Origin of the sequence: Streptomyces sp. NBC_00576, assembly GCF_036345175.1 — a bacterium.
GTDB lineage: Bacteria > Actinomycetota > Actinomycetes > Streptomycetales > Streptomycetaceae > Streptomyces.
On record NZ_CP107780.1, the window covers coordinates 4,866,351 to 4,889,576 of the forward strand.

At 68.9% G+C, this 23,226-nt stretch carries 17 protein-coding genes; 6 read left to right on the top strand and 11 right to left on the bottom strand.

From position 1 onward, the window contains the following. The first annotated feature begins 46 nt into the window (after positions 1–46). The gene (locus OG734_RS20785) at positions 47–730 is read left to right on the top strand and encodes a GDSL-type esterase/lipase family protein (protein WP_330289032.1); all 684 of its coding nucleotides are present in this window, start codon (positions 47–49) and stop codon (positions 728–730) included. Positions 731–811: 81 nt separating this feature from the next. On the opposite strand, the gene OG734_RS20790 is transcribed toward OG734_RS20785, so the two are convergent. Next, complete coding sequence (locus OG734_RS20790; protein ID WP_330289033.1) at positions 812–2,890, bottom strand: M36 family metallopeptidase; 2,079 nt, start codon at positions 2,888–2,890, stop codon at positions 812–814. Between the two features lie 142 nt (positions 2,891–3,032). Next, positions 3,033–4,952, bottom strand: a complete 1,920-nt coding sequence (locus OG734_RS20795) for a M20/M25/M40 family metallo-hydrolase (RefSeq protein ID WP_330289034.1) — start codon at positions 4,950–4,952, stop codon at positions 3,033–3,035. Between the two features lie 714 nt (positions 4,953–5,666). Between OG734_RS20795 and OG734_RS20800 the strand changes: the two genes are divergently transcribed. Next, positions 5,667–6,146, top strand: a complete 480-nt coding sequence (locus OG734_RS20800) for a carboxymuconolactone decarboxylase family protein (RefSeq protein ID WP_330289035.1) — start codon at positions 5,667–5,669, stop codon at positions 6,144–6,146. A gap of 155 nt (positions 6,147–6,301) precedes the next feature. On the opposite strand, the gene OG734_RS20805 is transcribed toward OG734_RS20800, so the two are convergent. Then, positions 6,302–7,234, bottom strand: coding sequence for a nuclear transport factor 2 family protein (locus OG734_RS20805; protein ID WP_330289036.1), 933 nt, complete (start codon positions 7,232–7,234; stop codon positions 6,302–6,304). Between the two features lie 186 nt (positions 7,235–7,420). Here OG734_RS20805 and OG734_RS20810 point away from each other — a divergent pair, with 186 nt between their 5' ends. After that, positions 7,421–8,413, top strand: coding sequence for an aldo/keto reductase (locus tag OG734_RS20810; protein ID WP_330289037.1), 993 nt, complete (start codon positions 7,421–7,423; stop codon positions 8,411–8,413). A gap of 168 nt (positions 8,414–8,581) precedes the next feature. Here OG734_RS20810 and thpR read toward each other — a convergent pair whose 3' ends face one another. The 3 genes from thpR to OG734_RS20825 are packed head-to-tail and all read right to left on the bottom strand — an operon-like array spanning position 8,582 to position 11,084. Continuing rightward, positions 8,582–9,181, bottom strand: coding sequence for an RNA 2',3'-cyclic phosphodiesterase (gene thpR / locus OG734_RS20815; protein WP_330289038.1), 600 nt, complete (start codon positions 9,179–9,181; stop codon positions 8,582–8,584). Between the two features lie 14 nt (positions 9,182–9,195). Next, positions 9,196–10,599: an MFS transporter gene (locus tag OG734_RS20820; RefSeq protein WP_330289039.1), complete on the bottom strand. Its 1,404-nt coding sequence runs from the start codon at positions 10,597–10,599 to the stop codon at positions 9,196–9,198. A 47-nt stretch (positions 10,600–10,646) separates the two neighbouring features. Then, a complete protein-coding gene (locus OG734_RS20825; protein WP_319095470.1) occupies positions 10,647–11,084 on the bottom strand; it encodes a MarR family winged helix-turn-helix transcriptional regulator in 438 nt (145 codons plus the stop codon). 155 nt (positions 11,085–11,239) lie between these two features. Between OG734_RS20825 and OG734_RS20830 the strand changes: the two genes are divergently transcribed. From OG734_RS20830 to OG734_RS20840, 3 genes are all read left to right on the top strand, one after another. Continuing rightward, positions 11,240–11,422, top strand: a complete 183-nt coding sequence (locus OG734_RS20830) for a ribbon-helix-helix protein, CopG family (RefSeq protein ID WP_330289040.1) — start codon at positions 11,240–11,242, stop codon at positions 11,420–11,422. A gap of 54 nt (positions 11,423–11,476) precedes the next feature. After that, positions 11,477–11,767 (top strand): DUF2530 domain-containing protein, encoded by a 291-nt coding sequence (locus OG734_RS20835; protein WP_330289041.1) that lies wholly within the window; start codon positions 11,477–11,479, stop codon positions 11,765–11,767. A 152-nt stretch (positions 11,768–11,919) separates the two neighbouring features. Further along, entirely contained in the window at positions 11,920–14,361 is a 2,442-nt protein-coding gene (locus tag OG734_RS20840) for an HAD-IC family P-type ATPase (RefSeq protein WP_330289042.1), read from the top strand. 36 nt (positions 14,362–14,397) lie between these two features. On the opposite strand, the gene OG734_RS20845 is transcribed toward OG734_RS20840, so the two are convergent. The 5 genes from OG734_RS20845 to OG734_RS20865 form a co-directional block, all read right to left on the bottom strand. Then, positions 14,398–15,333, bottom strand: coding sequence for a hypothetical protein (locus OG734_RS20845; protein ID WP_330289043.1), 936 nt, complete (start codon positions 15,331–15,333; stop codon positions 14,398–14,400). 120 nt (positions 15,334–15,453) lie between these two features. Then, complete coding sequence (locus OG734_RS20850) at positions 15,454–16,311, bottom strand: hypothetical protein (RefSeq protein ID WP_330289044.1); 858 nt, start codon at positions 16,309–16,311, stop codon at positions 15,454–15,456. Positions 16,312–16,481: 170 nt separating this feature from the next. After that, complete coding sequence (locus tag OG734_RS20855) at positions 16,482–16,889, bottom strand: hypothetical protein (protein ID WP_330289045.1); 408 nt, start codon at positions 16,887–16,889, stop codon at positions 16,482–16,484. Between the two features lie 34 nt (positions 16,890–16,923). Beyond that, positions 16,924–21,864 carry a polymorphic toxin type 27 domain-containing protein gene (locus OG734_RS20860; RefSeq protein WP_330289046.1) on the bottom strand — a complete coding sequence of 1,647 codons (4,941 nt, stop codon included), beginning with the start codon at positions 21,862–21,864 and terminating at the stop codon, positions 16,924–16,926. 450 nt (positions 21,865–22,314) lie between these two features. Next, positions 22,315–23,112, bottom strand: a complete 798-nt coding sequence (locus OG734_RS20865) for a hypothetical protein (protein ID WP_330289047.1) — start codon at positions 23,110–23,112, stop codon at positions 22,315–22,317. Positions 23,113–23,226 lie beyond the last annotated feature (114 nt).

Genomic DNA, 23,226 nt, shown 5'->3' on the forward strand with positions numbered 1-23,226 from the left:
GCCTCACGGCCCTTCCTCTGTCCTTCCCATCCCGCATCATGAGCGGATGCTCAGGTTGATGCCCGTAGGCGACTCCATGACCATCGGCAGCGCCGGCGAACACACCTGGCGCTACCGGCTGTGGCAGCACCTGCGGGAGACGTACGGCGGCCCGTTCCGGATCGTCGGCCCGCGCGAGGCGCTGTACGACAAGGCGACGGACACCGCCGACTCGTACGAGTACGCCGAACCGGACTTCCCCCGCGCCCACCTGGCCGGCTGGGGCGAGGGCTGGCACCACCTGACCCCGCTGATCGCGGACGCGGTACGCGCCCACAAGCCGGACGTCCTGCTGGTCTCCCTGGGCCTGATCGACCTCGGCTTCTACACGAACGCGGAACAGACGGCGGCCAACGCGCGCCGCTTCGTGGCCGAGGCCCGCCGGTCCAACCCCCGCATCGCCATCGCCCTGCTCCCGGTGATCCCGAACGTCCGCGCGGAAACGGACCCGCCCTTCGCCGCCGAGGTCACCCGCTTCAACGAACTCCTGGCGAAGACGGCAGCCGACCTGGACGAACCCCGCTCCCCCCTGCTCCTGACGTCGCCGCCACCGTCGTACGACATCCACCACGACACGTACGACGGCACACATCCCAACGCGAGCGGCGAGCACAAGATCGCGGGAGCGTTCGCGGACTCGTTGTACGAGGCCTGGGATCTGGGGGAGCGGTACGGGGCCGGAGGACACTGACCGGATCAGGCGGTCCCCTGGTCGCCGTGAGCCTGGGCCGTTGCGGCTGCGGCTGCGGCTGCGGCTGCGGCTGCGGTCGCCTCAGTCCGCGTGGCCGACCGGGGGCAGTTCGTTGCCGCCTTGGCAGCCGTCGAAGGACGCGTTCGGGCAGAAGGCGTCGAAGCCCATCCCGTATCGCGCGAAGGCTTCCCAGGCGGCGCGCTGGACCGCCCTGTACTCGTCGCTGGTCAGCCGTCCGCCCTCCATCGCCTTGAAGGACCGCAGGATCGCGTCGCGCGCGACGAGGAACGACGGGTTCTTCGGGGTGAGCTTCAGACCGTCGACGACCGCCTGCCAGGTCAGCCGGTATCCCCGTTCCTTGCTGCCCAGCGCGGCGGTGACCTTGCGGGTCAGCTCCATGAGCGCCGCGCACCAGATCTCGCCGACGTCGTGCACCTCCCGGTAACTGAGGTCGGCGTTGCCGGCGCCCTCAACCTCTCCTCTGCTGCTGCCGATGTCTCCGAAGGTTCCGGGGTAGTCCGCGTCGTAGGGCCGCTGCCGGATGCCGCCGGGGTTGTCGACCACCCAGTCGCCGACGACCGTGTGCTCCCGCGCACGTGCGAAGTTGATGATCGTCAGGGCGAAGTAGTCGCTCCAGCCCTCGCCCATGGAGCCCGACTGATCCTCCAGGAGGCCGTTCGCGTCGAACAGCCCGCCGACGAGACGGTTCGTCACCCCGTGGACGTACTCGTGGATGACGACGTCGAAAGCGTTGGCCGTGTGGCGGCCGGTGCCCGTGACCAGCCCCATGTTCATCACGCCCGTCAGTCCGTCGGCCCTTGTGGCCATGTTGGCCGTGCCCGCCACCGGTCCCGGGTGCGCCAGGGCGAGGACCGCGTCGGCGCCCTTCCCGTGTCCCGGTCTGTTCACGGCCTGGAAGTTCCCGTTCTTCTCCGTGAAGCCGAGCATCATGAAGAAGTCATGGGCGTAGTTGCAGAAGTAGAAGATGTTGGTGACGAGCTGCTCGGGTGTGTTCGCGTCGGCGTTGAACACCGCGTCGCCCACCGCGTCGACCGGGACCTGGAACGGCTGTCGGCTCCTGCCGTTGACGGCGCGCACGTTGTTGCCGTCGGTCGCCAGCCTTCCGTTGCTGGACACCGTCCAGGCCAGCGGGAACCCCTCGGGCAGCTCGGGCAGCACCTCGGGCGTCACCTGGATCGGATAGGCGTCCAGCGACAGCGGGAACGTGACCTCGCCGAAGGGACTGTCGACCGGGTTCTCCCGGAAGACCAGTCCGCCCACGGCATGGTTGTTCGTGTCGTAGAAGTAGAGGAGTTCGGGCGCGTCCCTGTCCACGGTCCGTTCGTCGGCCTCGACAAAAGCGTGGTACTGAACGGTGAAGTTCGGCCGTGTGAACGCGAAGAACCAGGTGAGGCGGACATCGCCGCCCATGTAGAGGTAGACGAGCCGGGCGGGAACGGCCTCCTCGAATGCTCCCCCGTCGAAGGTCATCGGCTGGTCGGCCTGCGGCTGCACCGACAGGCGCCCGAATCCGTAGGAGATGTCGAGACGCGGGAGTTCGCTGTCGCCGAAGGGCCCCCGGAGAGTCACCGGCTCGGCGGCCTTCGCGGCCGCCACCCGCAGGGCGGCCTCGGCCGAGACCGCGGGCTTCGTCGAGAGACTCGCGGGCACACTCACCGTGTCGCCGACGACCCGGTCGACCGTGCCGTCCGGGTGCAGCCACACCTTCGGCTGCATCCCCCACACCTCGATACCGTTGTGCCTCTGCTGCAGGCTGACGACGCGCATCCCGTCGCTCGTCCTGGTCACCGTCGGGTCGGCCTCGAACTCGACCGGCTCGCCCGCCGCGAATCCGATCGCCTCCGAGACAGAGGAGACGTACTCCTTGGCCTTGGCGAGATAGCCGGCGTCCCGGGTGTCATCCGTGGCGTGCCCGCCGGCCTCGATGTGCGCGATGTCGGCGTCGGTGAAACCCGGGGCGCCGTCCACCCGCAGTTCGGTCAGATGCCCGGTGAAGCGGTTCACCTTGCTGCGCTCGGCGGTGAGGGTGTGGTCGACCTCTGCTGCCACCCGGTCGGTCTCGTCGAGGAAGGAGGCGGCCCCAGCAGTACTGGCGAGATGGTCGTATCCGGTGTCCCGTCTGTCGATCGTCCTAGTCATCGCGTCCGCTCCTTGCCTTGAGGCTGAGGGTGGAGATGGGGATGGGGATGGGGGTGGAGATGGGGGTGGGGGTGGAGATGGGGAATCGGGGCTTGGGTGTTGTTGGGGATCGAGGCTCGCTGGTCAGGGACCGACGGCGGGCTCACAGGCCCGCGAGCGTCAGGGCCGCTGTGGTCACCCCGCGCGCGATGGAAGCCGCGTAGTCCGTGTTGTGGTCCTGGTCCCCGAGGGTGTCGCCCGGCTTGTGGTACTGCTGGGTGCCGGTGGCGGGCGCGGTGTCGTCGAAGAAGTTCTCGCATACGGCGACTGCGGCCCATCCCCGTTCGTGGAAGCTCGCATGGTCGCTCCGGCCCGCGGCCGGGTCGTCGGCACCCGTGAGCCGTTGCGTCGTGAGGTCGGGCGCGACCTCCCCCACGGCCGCCTCGACGAGGTCGCCGAGGGTGTCCGAAGCGCCCACCGCCGGGCCGGGAACAGCCGAACCCGCGTGGATCTCGACCGGACGTGCGCCGTTTCCCGCGCCGCCCCCGTCGCTCTGGAAGCCCGCGATCATGTCCATCTGCAGTACGCCCGCGATGCTGTCCCCTGCCGCTGCCGCCGCACGGGCGTAGACCTTGCTGCCGACGAGCCCCTGCTCCTCGGCGTTGAACAGGACGAAGCGCAGCGTCCGGGTCGGCTCCCTTCCGGTGGCGACGATCTCGCTGAGGCACTCGGCCGCCGCCATGACCGCCGCCACGCCGCTCCCGTCGTCGTCCGCGCCCGGCGCCGGGTCGACAGCGGGGTCGTACGGGCGCGGGTGGCCGTTCTCGTCGACGTACTCGCCCTGGTCGGCGGTCGAATCGAGGTGTGCCGTGACGAGTACGGCGCCGTCCGACCCCGCGACCGGGAACTCGGCCTCGACGTTGGAGAGCCGGTGGCCCCGCCAGGTGAACCTGTGGAGTCTGACCGCGAGGCCGAGATCGTGGAGCCGGTGGGCGAGCGCGTCGGCCACCAGCGGGTTCTCGTCGCTCGCCGCGTCGCGGCTGCGGACCCTCCTCGGCTCACCATCGACCAGCGGGTCGACGCCCGAGATCCGGGCCACGTGGTCGCGTATGACCGCCGGGGTGACGGCCGCGCGTACCGAAGCGATCGTCGCGGCGGAGGGTGCGGCGGCGAATCCGGCGGCTGAGGCGAGTCCCCGGCCCGACCCCTGGACGAGCCCCTCGGCGTCCGACTCGCCCGGACGGGACAGCAACGCCGGGTCGGGAAGCAGACGTTCGGTGTGGCCGGGCTTCGCACCCTCGATGTGCACCTCCTCGACGGGGACACCGGCGGCGGCAGCGATGTAGACGCCCCCCGGGGCCGGCCCGAGCGATACGACTGTCCGCCCGTCCCGCCCGTCCCGCCCCAGCCCCCTGGACCGGCCTGTCCCGGCGAGTTCGCTCGCGACGAAGTCGAACGCGGCCGACGCCCGCAGGGCCGCTGCCCCCCGCGCCCGTTCTTCGGCCGAGGCGTACAGAAGGTCCGGCGGGGCCGCGACCTGGCGGTCGTCCCGTACGAGGAATGCCGCTGTCTCCTCCACCTGATCCTGAAGGCGGACCGTGAACCCGCCCTGTTCGAGAGCGTCCACGCCCTGCGCGGTCGTCATGGCGAGGACGAGCCCGCCGTCGGCGACATGCACCGGAACGACCTCGGCGCTGCTCGCGACCGCCTCCAGCTCGGCCAGGCTCCGGCCCTCGGGCAGCTCGATCCTCGCCCAGAAGACGCGCCGGCCCTCCACGGCCGCGCGCGTGAACACGGGATGGGCCGCCCCGCGCAGACCGGCCTCGCGGGCGACCGCACGCTCGTCGGGATCCTCACCCACGAAGACGCAGTTGTCGGCCGGGACACCCGCGCTCGCCACCGCGTTGTCGAAGATCCCGCGCGCGGTCTTCGGACCCCAGTGAATGAGGCCGTCGTCGGTGAAGCGGCCCGCGAAGGCCTCGTCGAGCGCGGCCTTCGCACGGGCGCGTGCGGCCGCTCCCTCACCCGGGTTCGAGATGATGCCCCTGCGCACCCCCGCGAGCGCGTCGAGCACCTCGAACACACGGGGTCGCGGCCGCAGAGTCAATGAACCGTCAACTTCGAAGCTCGCATCGGCGAGTGTCGCGCCGATGTCGAAAAACACTACGGGGGTCTCGGCTGGCATCTCGGTCGGCATCTCCGCTGGCATCTCTGCGCCTCCGTGAAGTGAGGGCCGCAACAGGCCGGGTGCTATCGCGATACCCCCAGTCTCCGCGCCCTGACATGTGATCGCATTCGGAGCGGGAAGGCCCGAAACTCCCCCGAAGGAGCGTTCTGCCACACCGAGTTCGGCCCGACCCCGCCCCTCTGCTGATGCGGCATCAGCAGGGGGCGCCGGCACTGACGACGAGCGAGGACCGGAGAGGCGGAGGAGAATGGGAGGCGTTGTGCAAAGGGCGGCGATCCGGTCCCGGAGCCCGGGTCCGCTCGCACCCCGTCAACTCTTCCGTTCCGGTTCCCCTGCTGAGCACCGCGGTCGCACTGGACCCCTCCGCGGTCATAGAGCCGGTCCGGGTACGTACAGAAGCAGTCATGGCTCCGGTTTCGACGACTGCTACCTCCGCGGCCTCAAATCCCCCTGCTCCGGAACCAGCCGCCGTCTCCGCGGTGAGCAAGACCGATTCCCGGGCGCCATAGAGTGACGCACGTCACATTCGCTCGAGTCACATCCTGGCGAGCCGCTCCGTCGTCCATGTGTAACGCCCGACAAGGGCAGCACAAGACGGAGGAGCCCACCATGGAAGCCCGCTTGAACCTCTTCGCCAGCCCCACCGCCACCAAGGCCACGAAGCACCTCGTCGCGGCAGGCAAGGCGGCCGCGGACTCGGCCCTGCCGGTCGCGACGCAGGAGTTGGTGAGGCTCCGCGCCAGCCAGATCAACGGCTGCGGTTTCTGCACGGACATGCACACCAAGGACGCCGCCGCCGCGGGCGAGACCGCGCAGCGCCTCCACCTGGTCGCGGCCTGGCGAGAGGCCAAGGTCTTCACCGACGCCGAGCGCGCCGCACTGGAACTGACGGAGCAGGGCACCCGTATCGCGGACGCGGCCGGCGGGGTCACGGACGAGGCCTGGGCCAACGCCGCCAAGTACTACGACGAGGAGCAGCTCACCGCCCTGGTCCTCACGATCACCCTCATCAACGCCTTCAACCGGATGAACGTCATCGTCCAGCAGCCCGCCGGCGACTACCAGCCCGGCATGTTCGCCCAGCTCTGACGACGGCGAAGTCGAACGACCTCTGCTGGGCGACCCGGTCGGGCCCGCCCAGCAGGGGGCCGGGCGGCGGCCCCGCAACTCGGAGCGCCGCTCTCACCTCAGAGCATCGATCTGCCTTCAGAGCGCCGCTCTCACTTCAGAACATCGCTCTCGTCTCAGAACATCGTGTTGTCGTTGGCCGAAGTGGCCGGCACGTCCTGAAGTACGTCCCAGTGCTCGACGATCTTCCCGTTCCGCACCCGGAACAGATCGACGACGGCCTGGCCCCGCTCGCCCGGCGCGTTCACGTAGTGGCTGTGAACGGCGACCAGATCCCCTTCCGCCACGACCCGCTTACGGGAGACGGCCAGTTCCGGGAACGCCTGGAAGTACCCTCCGAGCCCCTGCCGCGCGCCGGCCACACCGTCCGCGATGTTGGGATTGTGCTGGTGGTACTCGCTTCCCCAGTACTTGTCGAGCGCGGAGAGATCCTTGTCGACGATGAGCTGGTCGAACGCCTTGGTCACGAGCTTCTTGTTGTGGGCGGTGAGCCACCGCGACCCCGGCTGACCGGTCTGCGGCCGGCTGACCGTCGAGAACATGTCGTTGCCGTTGGCGCTGGTGTCCGGCACGTTCTGCCCGGTGTCCCAGTGCTCGGCGATCTTCCCGCCCCGGAACCGGAAGATGTCGAAGACGGCCGAGCCCCGGCTCCCCGGCGTCAGCACGACGTTGGAGTGCACGAGGACGAGGTCGCCCTCGGAGATGACTCGCTTGACGTCGTACTTCGCCTGGGGGAACTGCTGGTGCATCGCGACGCCCAGGTTCTTCAGCGGCCCGGAGCCGTCGGCCGCGAGGGGGTTGTGCTGGATGTAGTCGGTCCGCACGAACCTGTCCACGACAGCGGTGTCACCCCGCTCGAACACGCCCTTGAGGACGCTTACGGCGACGCCCTTCTGGTAGTCGAGCCGGGCGCCTTCACCGACGTACCCGAAGGCATGGCGCCCTCCGGCGGACGGCGAGGCGACGGCGGGTACGGTCGCGGCGCCCAGCAGGGCGGACGCGGCGAGCGCGGCGACGAGGATGCGGCGGGCGGGCTTGTGGGGGGTCACGGCGATGGTCCCTCTCTCAGGGTCTTGACGACGAACCAGATCTTGACGTCGAGCCAGAATCTTGAAACTTAAAGCGAGTGACGCTGCGCATACGTAAGCACTAACCACAAGTTAGTGTCAAGGTCCGTCGCCCCCGCCCAGCCCGCCCTTGCCTAGAGCGCACTCCACGACGTTGGCTGAACAGTCATGAAGTACACGCAGCTCGGACGCACAGGACTCAAGGTCAGCCGACTCGTTCTCGGGACCATGAACTTCGGCCCCCAGACCGACGAGGCCGACAGTCACGCGATCATGGACGCGGCCCTGGAAACGGGCATCAACTTCTTCGACACGGCCAACGTCTACGGCTGGGGCGAGAACAAGGGCCGTACGGAATCGATCATCGGGAACTGGTTCGCCAAGGGCGGTGAGCGCCGCGACAAGGTGGTCCTCGCCACCAAGATGTACGGCAACATGGCCCCGGAAGGCGACGCCTGGCCCAACCACGACAAGCTCTCCGCGCTGAACATCCGCCGCGCGGTGGACGCGTCGCTGAAGCGGCTCCAGACCGACTACATCGACGTCTACCAGTTCCACCACGTCGACCGCTCGACTCCCTTCGAGGAGATCTGGCAGGCGATCGACGTGCTCGTACAGCAGGGGAAGATCCTCTACGCGGGTTCGAGCAACTTCCCCGGGTACAAGATCGCCCAGGCCAACGAGATCGCCGCCCGGCGCGGCGGCACCATCGGGCTCGTCAGCGAGCAGTGCCTCTACAACCTCGCCGAGCGGCGCGCCGAGATGGAGGTCATCCCGGCCGCGCAGGAGTACGGCCTCGGCGTCATCCCCTGGTCGCCGCTGCACGGCGGGCTGCTCGGCGGAGTCATCAAGAAGGAGGTCCAGGGCGGCCGGCGGGCGAGTGGCCGCGCGGCCGACACCCTCGCCGACCCCACCTCACGCGCCCAGATCCAGTCGTACGAGGACCTGCTCGAAAAGCACGGCATCGAGCCAGGAGAGGCGGCTCTCGCCTGGCTGCTCACCCGCCCCGGCGTGACCGGCCCGATCGTCGGCCCGCGCACCGCCGAGCAGCTGGCATCGGCGGTACGGGCGGTCGAGCTGGAGCTGAGCGACGACCTGCTGACCTCGCTCGACGAGATCTTCCCGGGCCCGGGCCCGTCACCGGAGGCCTTCGCCTGGTGAGGCGCGGGCGGCAGTCGTAACAGGACAGGTGGGCGGCGGTCGCGACGCAGGCCGGAATCCGGCTTACGTCACTTCCCGACCGCCGCCGCCACGGCCACCGCCACGAACAGCAGTACGAGCACACCGGCCATTACCCGGTTCCGGATTTTCGGATTCACGCCGTCGAGCCTAACCGGCCGCTCCTAGGGGCCAACGGGCGACCACCTCGTACCGGGGCTGTTCCCCCGGCACCCCCGACTTCGGCAGATTGCTGCGTACGAGCGCCAGGTCGTCCACTGTCCATGTGCGGCTCGTGAACGCGTCCAGAGCCTCGACGTACGGCCGCACCTCGAAGGCCTCGCGGCTGCGCGCCACGGTGAGGTGGGCCTTGTAGCGCCGGTGCTCCCCCATCTCCACGCCGGCCTTCCGCCCCGCCGCCTCCGCCCGGTCGGCCAGCAGCCGCAGCACGCTCACGTCACCGGCGGCGCCCGCCCACAGCGCCCGCCCGTGCCCGAACTGCCCGCCGCCGCGCACCGACAGCGCGAAAGCGTCCGTACGGTGGGCGGCCCGTGCCAGTCTCTCGGACAGTTCCGGTACGACGTCCTCGTCCACCTCGCCGTAGAAGGCGAGGGTGAAGTGCCAGCCGGGTACGCCGGTCCAGCGCAGCCCGTCCGCGCCCGGCAGGCCCTTCAACCCGGCGACCGCGGCGGCGAGTTGCTCGGACACGTCGTCGGGCGGCAGCACGGCGGCGAAGAGCCTGGCGGTGTTCATGGCACTGGTGGCACTCATGGCGCTCACCGTACTCACGCCACGGAGGTCACCGGCTCCCGCCGCCCCTGGTCCTGCTCCCGCTCCTCTTCATGTCCTTGTTCCTGCCGCTTGACGAGGCTGACGCGCGGGTGTCCGGAGTTCCAGACGGCACAGACGCGCAGGCCACCCACCCGGGCCAGGACCAGACCGACCGTCAGGGCGGCGGCCGTCGCGACGATGCCGCCGAAGGCGAGGCCGACCCGGGGGCCGTACTGGTCCGTGATCCAGCCGACGATCGGTGCGCCGACCGGCGTACCGCCCATGAAGACCATCATGAACAGGGCCATGACCCGACCGCGCATGGCCGGGTCGGTGGACATCTGGACCGAGGTGTTCGCCGTGACGTTGACCGTCAGGCCGGCGATCCCGATCGGCACCATCAGCAGCGCGAACAGCCACAGGGAGGGGGCCGTCGCGGCCACGATCTCCAGTGCGCCGAAGGCCACGGCCGCCGCGACGAGGACGCGCAGCTTCGCCGTACCGCGCCGGGCGGCGAGCAGGGCGCCCGCCAGGGAGCCGACCGCCATCAGCGTGTTGAAGAGGCTGTACGCGCCGGCGCCCGCGTGGAAGACGTCGTCCGCGTACGCCGAGAGGAAGACCGGGAAGTTGAAGCCGAAGGTGCCGATGAACCCGACGAGGACGATCGGCCAGATCAGGTCGGGCCGCCCGGCGACATAGTGCAGACCCTCACGCAGCTGCCCCTTGGCACGCGGCGCCCGCTCCACGGAGCGCAGTTCACGGCCGCGCATGAGGAGGAGGGCGGCGATGGGTGCGACGAAGGACAGTCCGTTGGAGAGGAAGGCCCAGCCCGTGCCGACGCCGGTGATCATCAGACCGGCGACGGCGGGTCCGACGAGGCGGGCGGACTGGAAGTTCGCGGAGTTGAGACTGACCGCGTTCTGGAGCTGCTCGGGCTCGACCAGCTCGGACACGAAGGACTGCCGGGCCGGGTTGTCGACGACCGTGGCGAGACCGACGGCGAAGGCGGCGAGATAGACGTGCCAGACCTCGACGTCACCACTGAGCGTCAGGGCGGCGAGCGCGAGGCCGGTGACGGCCATCATGGCCTGCGTGACGAGCAGTGTGGGGCGCTTGGGCAGCCGGTCGACGAGGACACCGCCGTACAGGCCGAAGAGCAGCATCGGCAGGAACTGCAGCGCCGTCGTGATGCCGACGGCGGTGGAGGACCCGGTGAGGCTGAGGATCAGCCAGTCCTGGGCGATGCGCTGCATCCAGGTGCCGATGTTGGAGACGACCTGGCCGAGGAAGAACAGACGGTAGTTACGGACGCGCAGAGAGCTGAACATCGAGGACTTGCGAGTGCGTTCAGGGGGAGCGGGCTGGGGGTCGTGGGCGGCTGGTGCGGGTGCGGAGTCTGCTCCGGTTCCCGAACTCAAAGGGGATCGCCTCCTTGCTTGGTGCTGCTTGGTGCTGCTGGTCCTGCTTACAGATGCGCGAGCTTCTCCAGTACGGGGGCGGCGGCGCGCAGTTTCGCCCACTCGTCCTCGTCCAGGTCCTCGACCAGACCGGCCAGCCAGGCGTTCCGCCTGCGACGGCTCTCTTCGAGCATCGCTTCGGCGGTCTCGGTCTGGGTGACGACCTTCTGGCGCCGGTCCTCGGGATGCGGCTCCAGCCGGACCAGTCCCTTGCCCTCCAGCAACGCGACAATACGGGTCATGGAGGGCGGCTGCACATGCTCCTTGCGGGCGAGCTCACCCGGCGTGGCCGAGCCGCAGCGGGCAAGGGTGCCGAGCACCGACATCTCGGTGGGGCTCAGCGATTCGTCGACCCGCTGGTGCTTGAGTCGGCGCGACAGGCGCATCACGGCGGAGCGAAGTGAGTTCACGGCGGCAGCGTCGTCGCCATGGGTTAGGTCCGGCATGTTCTTTAGCGTAACTCATTACTCTGACTAAAGACCACTCTCGGCGCGCGAGGATGCCCGTGACAAGGGCCACCGAACCTCCACATCACCCATACGAGTGAAACGACCATAAAAAGCCCCCCGCGGCCCCGCACCGGCCCGCGACCCTCGTCTTCATGGGGACCAGCGTGCTGAGCTTGCGGATAGACGGGGAGCTGCTCGACCGGCTCCGGGACCATGCGGCGAAAAGGGGAATGAGCGTCCAGGACTACGTGGTCGGGACCCTCATCCGTGACGACTTCGACGAGCGGTTCCAGAGCGCGGTCGAGGAGACGGAGAGGTTCTACGGGGTCACGTGAGCGGGGTTCACGGGCCCACGGCGCAGCCGACGGGCGGCCTCGTAAGCTGTGCACATGGCGAAGTGGACACCGAAGCACGAGGCGCCGGAGCCCCTGGAGGGCCCCGTCGTCGCCACCATCACGGGCGGCACGATCCTCTGGTTCGTCCTCTTCCTGGCCCAGCTCCCCTTCTACGGCTGGTACGAGGACCACAACCACGAGTGGTGGGTGTGGACGTGCCTCGCGGGCGCGGGCCTGGGCCTGATCGGCATCTGGTACGTCCGAGGCCGGGACGCGGCAATCAAAAGGACGTCGGCACCTTCAGCCCGTCCGGCGTTTGAGGACAAGGCCCCTTCAGGGCCGTAGGGGGGTCTGGGGGCGCAGCCCCCGACCCCGACCCCTACCCCGACCCCGACTACAACCACCGCACCATTTCCCACCGCCACCCCTCCTCCCCAGGTCGGATCTTTGGTGCACTCACCGGGTGAAGCCGTAAATCCGCACGTAACGTCGAACACATGACGCACATCGACGCCGACGCCGAACTCGATCCTGCGCACCCCGTACCCCTCCCCAGCGCCACCTCGGGCAGCGGGCCCGGCAAAGGCGCACCCGGCGAGGGCCCCCGCGCCCACGGCCTCACCGCCGCCGAAGTCGCCGAACGCGTCGCCCGCGGCGAGGTCAACGACGTCCCCGTACGCAGCAGCCGCAGCGTCTCTGAGATCGTCCGCGCCAACGTCTTCACCCGGTTCAACGCGATCATCGGCGTCCTCTGGCTGATCATGATGTTCGTCGCCCCGTTCCAGGACAGCCTGTTCGGGTACGTCATCCTCGCCAACACCGGAATCGGCATCATCCAGGAGTGGCGGGCGAAGAAGACCCTCGACTCCCTCGCCGTGATCGGCGAAGCCAAACCCACCGTCCGCCGCGACGGCGTCGCCGCCATGGTGAGCACCTCCGAGATCGTGCTCGGGGACCTCATCGAGATCGGGCCCGGCGACAAGATCGTCGTGGACGGCGAGTGCGTCGAGGCCGACGGGCTCGAGATCGACGAGTCGCTGCTCACCGGCGAGGCCGACCCCGTCGTCAAACAGCCCGGCGACCAGGTCATGTCGGGCAGCTTCGTCGTCGCGGGCGGCGGCGCCTTCACCGCCACGAAGGTCGGCCGCGAGGCGTACGCGGCCCAGCTCGCCGAAGAAGCGTCCCGTTTCACACTCGTGCACTCGGAACTCCGTACCGGAATCTCGACGATCCTCAAGTACGTGACCTGGATGATGGTCCCGGCCGCGATCGGCCTGTGCATCACCCAGCTGGTCGTCAAGGACAACGACCTGAAGGACTCGATCGCCCGTACGGTCGGCGGCATCGTCCCGATGGTCCCGGAGGGCCTCGTCCTGCTCACGTCCGTCGCCTTCGCGATCGGTGTCATCCGGCTCGGCCGGAAGGACTGCCTCGTGCAGGAGTTGCCGGCGATCGAGGGCCTGGCCCGCGTCGACACGGTCTGCCTGGACAAGACGGGCACACTGACCGAGGGCGGCATGGACGTGACCGAGCTGCGCTCCCTGGGCGGCAGCGACGAGACGTACGTACGACGCGTCCTGGGCGCGCTCGGCGAGTCCGACCCTCGCCCGAACGCCTCTCTCCAGGCCATCATCGACGCCTACCCGGACAGCGAGGACTGGCGCTGCACCGAGTCGCTGCCGTTCTCCTCGGCCCGCAAGTACAGCGGCGCGACGTTCAGCGAGGGCAACGGGGAGACGAGCACCTGGCTCCTGGGCGCCCCGGACGTGCTGCTCGCCTCCGAGGACCCGGCCCTCGCCGAGACGGACCGCCTGAACCAGGCCGGCCTACGTGTCCTCCTCCTCACCCGCACAACCCGCGAACTCGACCACCCGGAAGTGGCCACCACCACGACCCCCACCGCCCTGGTCGTCCTGGAACAGCGCCTGCGCCCCGACGCTGCGGACACGCTCCGCTACTTCGCCGAGCAGGACGTCGACGCGAAGGTCATCTCCGGCGACAACGCGGTGTCGGTGGGCGCGGTGGCGGGCAAACTGGGCCTGACCGGCACGACCCTGGACGCCCGCCAACTCCCGTCCTCTCAGGGCGAGATGGCAAAGGCGCTGGACGAGGGCACGGTCTTCGGCCGGGTCACCCCGCAGCAGAAGCGGGACATGGTGGGCGCGTTGCAGTCACGCGGGCACACGGTGGCGATGACGGGCGACGGCGTGAACGACGTACTGGCCCTGAAGGACGCCGACATCGGCGTGGCCATGGGATCGGGCTCGGAGGCGACACGGGCCGTGGCGCAGATCGTCCTCCTCAACAACAGCTTCGCGACGCTGCCTTCGGTGGTCGCGGAGGGCCGCCGGGTCATCGGCAACATCACCCGAGTAGCGACGCTGTTCCTCGTCAAAACGGTCTACTCGGTCCTCCTGGCCGTCCTGGTGGTCTGCTGGCAGGTCGAATACCCCTTCCTACCCCGCCACTTGACCATGCTCTCCACCTTGACTATCGGCATCCCGGCCTTCTTCCTGGCCCTGGCCCCCAACAAGGAACGCGCGAAACCCCACTTCGTACGCCGGGTGATGCGCTACTCGATCCCGGGCGGCGTCCTGGCGGCCGTGGCAACCTTCGCGACATACCTGATCGCCCGTCACTACTACACGGGCGAGGGCGCGTTGGAAGCGGAGACGAGCGCGGCGACCCTCACCCTGTTCCTGATCTCCATGTGGGTACTGGCGATCATCGCCCGCCCGTACACCTGGTGGCGGATCGCCCTGGTCGCGTCGATGGGCGCGGGTTTCCTGCTGGTACTCGTCGTACCGTCGCTCCAGGAGTTCTTCGCGCTGAGGCTGGTGGGCGTGACGATGCCGTGGATCGCGGTGGGCATCGCGGCGGTGGCGGCGGCCACCCTGGAGGTCCTGTGGAGGTGGGTGGACCGCCGCTTCCCGGCGTAGGGGTGCGGGGTTAGTTCACGGGCTACGGGCTACTGACTACTGCACGTCGATGAAGTCGGGCGCGGCGAACGCGTCCGAGGTGGTCGGCGTAGCGGCGAAGACGTACCGGAAGAAGCCGTCGGCGGTCGCCGTGACGGTGGTCTTCAGGTCGCCGTTCGCCACCGTCTTGATGGTCTTGACGGTGGTGTAGGTGCTGGTGCCGTTCTTCCGGAACTGCAGCTTCACCGGCTGGTTCCCGTACCCGGTGTAGTTGGCGCCGTCCCAGTTGGCCCGGGTCAGTCTGCCGGTGACGGTGATGGTCTTGCCCTTCTTCACCGGCTCCGGGGAGGCGTTGACCGTCAGCTTGCCGAGGCGCCTGACGGTTGTGGTGCCGAGGTCGCCCTGCTGGGCGATGCCGATCTTGGAGGGGTCGATGACCTCGCCCTCGGGGTCCTGGCCGTTGAAGGCGATGGCCAATGCGCCGGCCGTCCAGACGGCACCGGCGTCGGGGACAGTCAGGTCTCCCTCAGCAGGATAGATGTCGACGTTGGCCTTGCAGTTGGCGACCGTGGTCGACGTGGCGGTGCAGGTGGCGGCCTTCTCTCCGCCGAGCACGCCGAGCGAGTCGGGCGATTCGGCGTCAGATCCCCTGTAGAGAACGGGGCCGCTCATGAAGTCGGAGGCCTTGATGTTGACCTCGGTGCCGTGGGTCAGCTTGTAGGTGACCGGGACGACGACATGACCGGTGGCGCCGACGGTGATCGACTTGGCAACCTTGAAGTTGGAGAAGGTGACGTTCAACGGGTACGGCTCGCCGTCATCGACGGGCGACGTGATGAACGCGGTCTTGCCGACCCCCAGCACCTTCGCGACGGCCGCGCGGTAGTTGGAGTCACCGCCGGAGGCGTGGACGTCGGCCTGCGCGGCCGGCACGACGAAGGCGGAGAGAGCCAGGGCGCCGGAGACGGCGGCCACGGTGGCACGTATATGCATGCGTGTTCCCCACGTGGAGAAAAGTGATCGTGAAGCCTGTTGGCCCCGATGATCAGATTCATGGCGGCAGTGGTTGGTTGTGCGGAGGGGACGTAATTTTGCGGGCCCCTTACACGGCGGCTACTTCACATCGACGAAGTCGGGCGCGGCAGTGACGGCAGCGGTGGTCGTGGTCCCCGCGAAGAGGTACCGGAAGAAGCCGTCGGCGGTCGCCGTGACGGTGGTCTTCAAGTCACCGTTCGCCACCGTCTTGATCGTCTTGACGGTGGTGTAGGTGCTGGTGCCGTTCTTCCGGAACTGCAGCTTCACCGGCTGGTTCCCGTACCCGGTGTAGTTGGCGCCGTCCCAGTTGGCCCGGGCCAGCCTGCCGGTGACGGTGATGGTCTTCCCCTTCTTCACCGGCTCCGGGGAAGCATTGACCGTCAGCTTGGCGAGGCGCAGGACGCTGGGTCCGGCGATGCCGTCCTTCTCGACGAGCCCGGTCTTGGTCACGTCGTAGTCGTCGCTGCCCGTGTCCTGACCGTTCAGGGCTCTCGCGTACGCGTACGCCTTCCACTTTCCGGCGGTCGCGGTGAACAGGTCCTGAGCCGGGTGGATCACGATGGACTGGGTGCAGTTGGCGACGGTCGGCGAGGCGGCCGTGCAGTGGGCCCAGTCGTCGCCGTACAACCCGGCTTCGGAGGTGCCGTACGAGCTGCCGTAGTACAGCTCGACGTCCGTGAAGAAGTCCTCGGCGGCGAGGTCGACGTCGGTGCCGTGGGTCAGCGTGTAGGTGATCGGCACGGTCAGCGTGCCGCTGGTGCCCGCCACGATCGACTTACCGTTGTTGACCTTGACGTTGGAGAAGGCGGCGTTCAGCGCGTACGGCTTGGCGACCTCGACACGGGACACCGATCCGTCGGCCCGCGCGACCGGCACGGCAAGAGCGGAGAGGGCCAGGGCGCCGGAGACGGTGGCCACGGTGGCACGTATGCGCATGCGTTCCCAATAGGAGAAGGGGACCGACGGTGGTCGAGCACGGCCTCGGCGCCGGCCAGGCTCCGACGGGTGCCGACGATGTCCATCCGGTCCTTCACCAGTGAAGGGGCGTGCACGGCACTGAGGGCGCCCCCTGTGGCAGGGGGCGCCCTCAGTGTGTCATCTCCGCGTCAGCCGACGCTGCCGTACTCCACGGGGAAGTCCGGGGGCCAGGGCTGGGCGAAGTCGAACAGGGACGGGTCCTCGAACTTGCGGTCCGCCTCACGCCACGAGGGTTCGGCGGAGACGACGAAGCTCTCCCCGCCTGGCTCGATCATCCAGGTGAAGGCCGCATCCCCCGCGGGAAGGGCATGACGCTCCTTCAACACCGCGAACTCCGCCTCCGACGCCGGACGGACGTGGATCCCCTTCTGGTAGATGGGTTTGAGCAGCATGAGCTCCACGTGCCCGAAGTACACCTCGACGCGGGTGTCCGTATCGTCGACGGCGGTGGCGTCGCTGCGCAGCAGCAACTGCCGGTGCGACGCCGCGAAGCTGACCACCCGGAACAGACGTCCCTCTCGTACGAAATCCGGCATTCTCTGTGTTCTTCCTGTCCTCGGGGTCTTCGGGTCACTGGGCCCAGTCCGGAGTCGGCATGTCCTTGACGAGGCTCGGCGCCTTGTCGCCCGGCTTGGTGAAGTACCAGTCGACGGCTTCGAAGTCCCGACGGCCAAGGATCACCTTGAGACGCAGCGTCGCCACTTCCCATGCGGTGCCATTGTTGCTGTTCACCCTGGCCACCGTCTGCCAGTCGCCGCCCACCAGCGGCTTCCCGCGTTCGACGAGCTTACTCAGGGCCTCTGCCGCGGTCTTCGCGTCCACGACACCGTCCAGTGAAATGCTCAACTTCACCGACCTGTTGTCCAGCGCCTTCTCGACGCCGACCATCCAGATCGGACGCCCGTCACCGCCAGGGGCCGGCCTGCCGAGAAGCTTGTGGTTGAACGTCCGTGCCCAGGCACCGCTCAGTCCGCCGGTACCGCCCAGGGTCCCTCTGGCCAGCGTTTCGGAGTACGGGTTGATCCCCAGGACGATGTGGTCGCCGTCCCTGACGAGGTTGTCGGCGAGCGCCTTGAGGCACTCGTTGTGCACCAGGACCGGCGTCGATCCCGCGTACACGTAGTACGTGTGGTTTCGCGCGACCTCGAAGTTGAAGACCTCGACGGGTCCCTTGACGACCGCGGTGCCGAGGACCTTTGTGGCGCTGCCCTCCCGCGGCTCGAGGGTGTCTCCGGCGCGCAGTTCGTCGGCCTCGACCCAGCCCCGTTCACGAACCCAGAAGCGGTGCGAGTCGGTCGATTCGACCTGGCCGTCGGCGGTGATGATCCGGACCACGGAGTCGACGGTCCGGTTGAACAGGTTCAGCACCGGCTGCAGGGTCTTCTTGCCCGTGACCTGGTCCTGCGACCAGACCCGGTCGCCGACCTCGATGTCCTCGATGGACTTGGGACCGTCTTCCGTCGCGACCTTGGTGCCGGCCGGGAAGCACTTCGTCAGCGCGAGCTTCGCGGTGAGTCCCTCGATGGCGGCCTCGGTGAGGCCGGCGGCGCGCAGGGCCCTCCATGCGTCGTCGATGGCGATGCCGGTTCTCATGGCGGCGTCAAAAGCCGTCACGGCGTTCCTGATGGCCTTGATGGCGACATTGCCGAAGACGAGGAGGGCAACGTCGAAGACCGCCCACCCGCAGTTGCCCAGGGTTCCGCCGCCACCCGTCGTGATCCTGTCCCAGCAGCCGACGAAGTCCTCGGTGAGGGCCTTCACGAATCCCTTGGCGACTGCGTCGTTGAACTCCAGCGCCGAGATCGTGTACGTGACCTTTTCGGTCTCGGGCTTCAGCTCGACGGTGTCGATGTACAGGGTTTCGGTGGCGGGGCATCCCGACTGCACATCCGGGATGTTCGTGGCCGTGCACAGGTAGATGTCGACGATGGTCTTCGAGGTGATGTTCGCGGTGATGACGCAGTCACCGACGTGAACGATGGCGTTGCAGTTCTCCTTGTTCAGGATCTCCGGGTCGCCGACGGGTTCGGCCCGCGTCTTGTAGAAGACGCCGTCGACTCCGCCAGTACCGGCCTCGAGTTGGTCGTTGCGGTTCTTGGTCTCTGTTCGCTTGGATGTCTCCTCGGCCTCCTTGGCGTACGCGTCGGCGTCCTTGGCGGCCTGTTCTGCCTCGGTCGCGGCGACGGCGGCGCGGTCGGCTGCGGCGCGGGCGTCCTTGGCGTCCTGTTCGGCCTGGGCGGCGGCGGAGCGGGCGGCTTCGGCGTCGAGTGCGGCCGCGTCGGCGGAGTCGCGGGCGTCCTTGGCGTAGCCCTCGGCGTTGCCGGCCGCCTTGTCGGCGGCTGCGGCGTCTGCGGCGGCCTGCCGGTCGTACTCGATCGTGCGGGCCAGTGACGCCTGCGCCGCCGCCGCGGCCTTGGCTGCGTCGGCCGCGTAGCCCAGGGCCTCCTTGGAGTAGGTGCGGGCGTCGGCGGCGTACTTGGCGGCGTTCGCCGCGTGGGTGTACGCCTCCTTGGCGTCGCCCTTGGCCTGGTCGGCGAGGTTCTTCGCGGCGTCGGCCTCGGCGACGGCGTTCTTGGCATGCGCGTCGGCGACGGCCTGTTGCTGCTCCGCGATCGTCTTCGACGACTGCCCTGTCAGCACCACCAGACCGGCCGCGGAGTCTGCGTCGACATACGCGGAGCCCAGCTCGATCGCGTCATTGGCGGGGGCGGCGACCTGCTGGGCCGCCTTACCCGCGTCCGCGGCGGCCTGCGCGGTGACGTGCGCGAACCCGGCGGCCTTCGCCGCGGCGGCCACCGCGTTGCCGGCCTCCTTGTTGGCACCGTCGGCCTGGGTCCTGGCGTCCTTGGCGTGCCGCTCGGCCTCGTCGGCCAGTTGCACCGCCGTCTTCGCCTCGGACGCGGCATGCTGCGAAGCCGTGATCGCGTCCGCCGCGGCGCTGGTAGCCGTCCGAACGGCCGCATCCGCCCTCAGCTTGGCCGCCTGCGCGGCATCCGCGTCGGAACGGGCGCGCTTCGCGGCCGCCTCGGCACGCGTCGCGGCGGCGTCCGCGGCTGCCGCGGCCCGTGTGGCGGCGTCCGCCTCAGAACGGGCCCGGCCCGCCGCGGCCTCGGCGTTGTCGGCCGCCTTGTCCGCGTCGTTCGCCGCGGCGCGGGCCGCGTCCGCCGCGTCACCGGCGTCGAGGGAGTCGACGTAGGCCTGCTTGGCGTCGGCCTTCGCTCGGGCCGCGTCCGCCTTCTGTTCGGCGTCCCACGCGTCGTCGCGCATCTCCTTGGCGTGGTCCTTGGCGTTGACCGCGTCATCGCGCCTGCTCTCGGCGGTCTTCTTTGCGGCCTCGGCCTGGTCCTTGGCGTCCTTGGCCTTCGTCGCCTCAGACTCGGCGTTCCTGCGGTGCTCGGCGGCCTCTGCCTGCCTGGCGGCCGCGTTCTCCTTCTCCGCCTTGGCCGTCTTCTCCTCGGCCTCCGCCGCCAGCCGCTTGGCGTGCGCGTCGGCGGCCGCCGCCTTCGCGTCGCCCTCGGCCTTCACCGCGACCGCGAGCTTCGCCTCCGCGGTCTCCTTGTCCTTTTTGGCGTTGTCCCGGTGCACCTTGGCCGCGTCCGCCGCGGCTTTGGCCTGCAACTCCGCCGCCTCGGCGGCCTCCTTGCGGAACTCCGCCTTCGACTGCGCCGCCTGCGCCAACGCGCGCTGCGCGATGGTCGCGCTGTCCCCGGCCGACGCACGCGTCGCGGCCTCCGCCGTCTCACCGGCCTTCTCCAGCGCCTGCAGCGCGGCAGCCGCACCCTTGGTCACCTGGTTCTTCTGCAGACCCACCAGCAGACCACGGCCCCGCGGAGCACCATTGGTGTCAGCGATGCCGTAGGCGGCCTGGAGCGCGGTGTCCGACGCGGTGACGGCCTTCTTCGCCGTCTCCAACTGCGTCTTGAGCACGGCGAGCTGCTTCTTCGCCTCGGCCTGCGCAGCGGTGATGGCCGCCTTGGCCTTGTCCACATCGGCCTTCGCGGGTGCGCTGCCGGTGTGGGTCTTGGCGATGATCCGGAACTTCTGCGCGGTGGAGCCGTTGCACGTCGACAGCACCGCGTCCTTGCTGTTGTCGAACGTCGGCAGGTGCAGACACTTGCCGGACGCGGCGTTCACCAGCGGACTGGCGCTGCGCACGTCGAACTTCCACTGCTGGGCCTTGGCGCTGCCGCAGTCACGGATCTGGATCTTCGTGCCGTCGGCGTTGCCGCCGTTGAGCACCTCCAGGCACTTGCCCGAGTTCGGGTTCTGCAGGGTGTAGCCGCCGTCGTAGGAGGCCCACAACTGCCACTTCTGGGCGACCCCGCCGCTACAGGTGTTGATCTGCACCGGGGTGCCGTTGGTCTTGGCGGCGCCCGTGACCTCGATGCACTTGCCGGCAGCGCCCGGCACCTGGATCTCCAACTGGCCGTCGCCGATCCAGTTGAAGCCGCCCTCGGTGTAGTAGTCCAGCCAGCGGGTGGAGTAGTCCGCGATCCACGACTGCCCCAGCAGCTTGCCCAAGGCGAACGCGCCGTCCTGCAACGCCTTGCCGCCGCTGTTGCCGGCAGCAAGGATCTGGCTGCGCTGCGTGGCCTGCGAGGCGATCTCCTGCTGCCACTCGGCGGACGCCTGCGCCACCTCCTTGCCGAGCACCCGGTCCGGGTCGATCGGACCGTGCCACGCACACGAGGCGAACCGGGTCTTCAGGTCCTCCACCGCGATGCGGAACTCCGGGGTGCCCGGCGCCGGCGCGGTCCTGGGAAAGCCCCCGGAAGCCAGGAAGACACGGGCGTCATCGGCGAACACCCGCGGAACGAATATCTCGTTCGGAACGATGGGCCCGGAGTTCTTCTTCCAGAGCTTCCAGGCCTCCTGCTCCTGGCTCGTCCCACCGCTGGTGTACAGCGGATCACCGATCGCGAGGGCGGCCTTCTTCGTCTTGTCGTCCGCCTGCGGTGACGGGTCGTAGAACGGCGACTGCAGGTCGACCGACTTGAAGTACGACTGGTAGAGCCAGGGCAGCAGCCCCGTCTTGTCGAAGAAGTTCTCCTTCGCGGCGGCGCCGGGGTAGTTGTCCAGGCCGCTGACGGCGGTGCTCCACGACTGACGGGTGTCCTCCGTCTTCTTCACCCAGGCGTCGGAGTCGTCGCTGTCCTTCTGCCATGCCACGGCGAACGCGCCCGTGCCGTAGGTGCGGTCAGCCTTCTGGTGCAGCTGATCCGCCGGCAGCGGCAGGGAGGTGCTGGCCAGACCGAACTGATTCGGCCCGCCCCTGCGCAGACCGTCGGCCATCAGGCACTGGTCGAAGCGCAGTTGCTCGGCGGCCTTGGCATCGAACCCGTCGTAGGAGTCGACGGCCGGGCTGGTACGCGGATTCTGGCCGACAGCCGAAGCCGGCTGCACCGCTACGGTGGCGAGAAGCGCCAGGGAGGCGAGCGGGACGATCGAAGTCGCCAGACTTGCCAGCCGTCTCGGGCGTCTGGCCTGCTTCCGTACAGGTCTACGCGACACGCGTATCCCTCTCTCTAAGGGGTGGCTGCTGAAGGCGCACTCCTGGGAGGGACACGGCAGGCCCGCACATGGGGCCGCACATGATGTTGGGCGATCCCCCCGTGGATACGCCGGACGCTCCCGGACAGGCGGACTGGTCAGGTCCGTCCAGGAGCGGACGCCACCATAGACACGTCGCTGATCCACAGGGCAAGGACGTTGTCACACACGGCAGTTACACCTGGTAACCGTGGCACCCATGAGGAAACCGGGCGGATGCTGTGTGGAGCTCGCGAAAAACCTGCTCCTCGACCTCTTACCGAACCAAGGGCCTTCCACACCCTCCGTCACCTTGAGACCTATATCACAGTCGAACCGAAGCCTGGAGCACGACCCGCCAAACAGACGTTGGCCCCGCCGGAATCTCTTCCGCCGGGGCCAACGTCGTATCACCTGTCACCGGGAAGCCGCCTACTTCACGTCGACGTAGTCACCGCCCGCCGCGGCAGGCGCGGTCGTCGTCGAGCCCGCGAAGGCGTAGCGGTAGGTGCCGTCGACGGACGCCTTGACCGTGGTCTTCAGGGCGCCGGCGGCGCCCGCCTTGACCGTCTTGACGGTGACGAAGGCGCTGGTGCCCTTCTTCTGGAACTGGAGGGCCACCGGGGCGTTGGTGTAGCCCTCGTATTTGCGGGTCTTCCAGTTGGCGCGGGTCAGGGTGCCCTTGACCGTGATGGTCGCGCCCTTGCTGACCGGCTCCGGGGTGGCGTCGGTGGTGGACAGCTTCGAGTGGAACAGGATCTGGGTGATGCCGAGGCCGCCCTGGGTCTTGAGGTCGCCCCTGTCCGTGATGGCGACGGCGCCCACGCTCCACTTACGCGCGTCGGTGTTGAAGAGCCTGCCGTCTTCGCCGCTGGTGTGCAGGTCGATGAACCCCTTGCAGCTGGCGACGGTCGACGAGGTGGCGGTGCAGGTGCCCGGCTCGTCGCCGCCGAGGCGGACCTTCGCGATGTCGAGGGTGGCGCCGACGTAGAGGACCGGACCGGTGAGGAGCTTGTTCGAGCTGATGCTGAGACCAGCGGCGTGCTTGAACGTGTACGTCACCGGCACGGAGGTGGTCCCGGTCGCGCGGGCGACGATCGGCTTGCCGTTGTTGACGGTCACCTTGGTGAAGGTGACGTCGGGCGCCGAGGCGGCCTGCGCGGCAGGCACGGCGAAGGCGGAGAGGGCCAGGGCGCCGGTGACGGCGGCCACAGTGGCACGTATGCGCATGCGTTTCCCCAAGTGGAGAAAGGGGGCCCGGCGGTGCTGGTCCGCACGGAGTCCATCCGTGCGGCTCGCGTCGCACCCGGGCCCGAGTGATCTTGGAGTCTGTTGACTCGACCG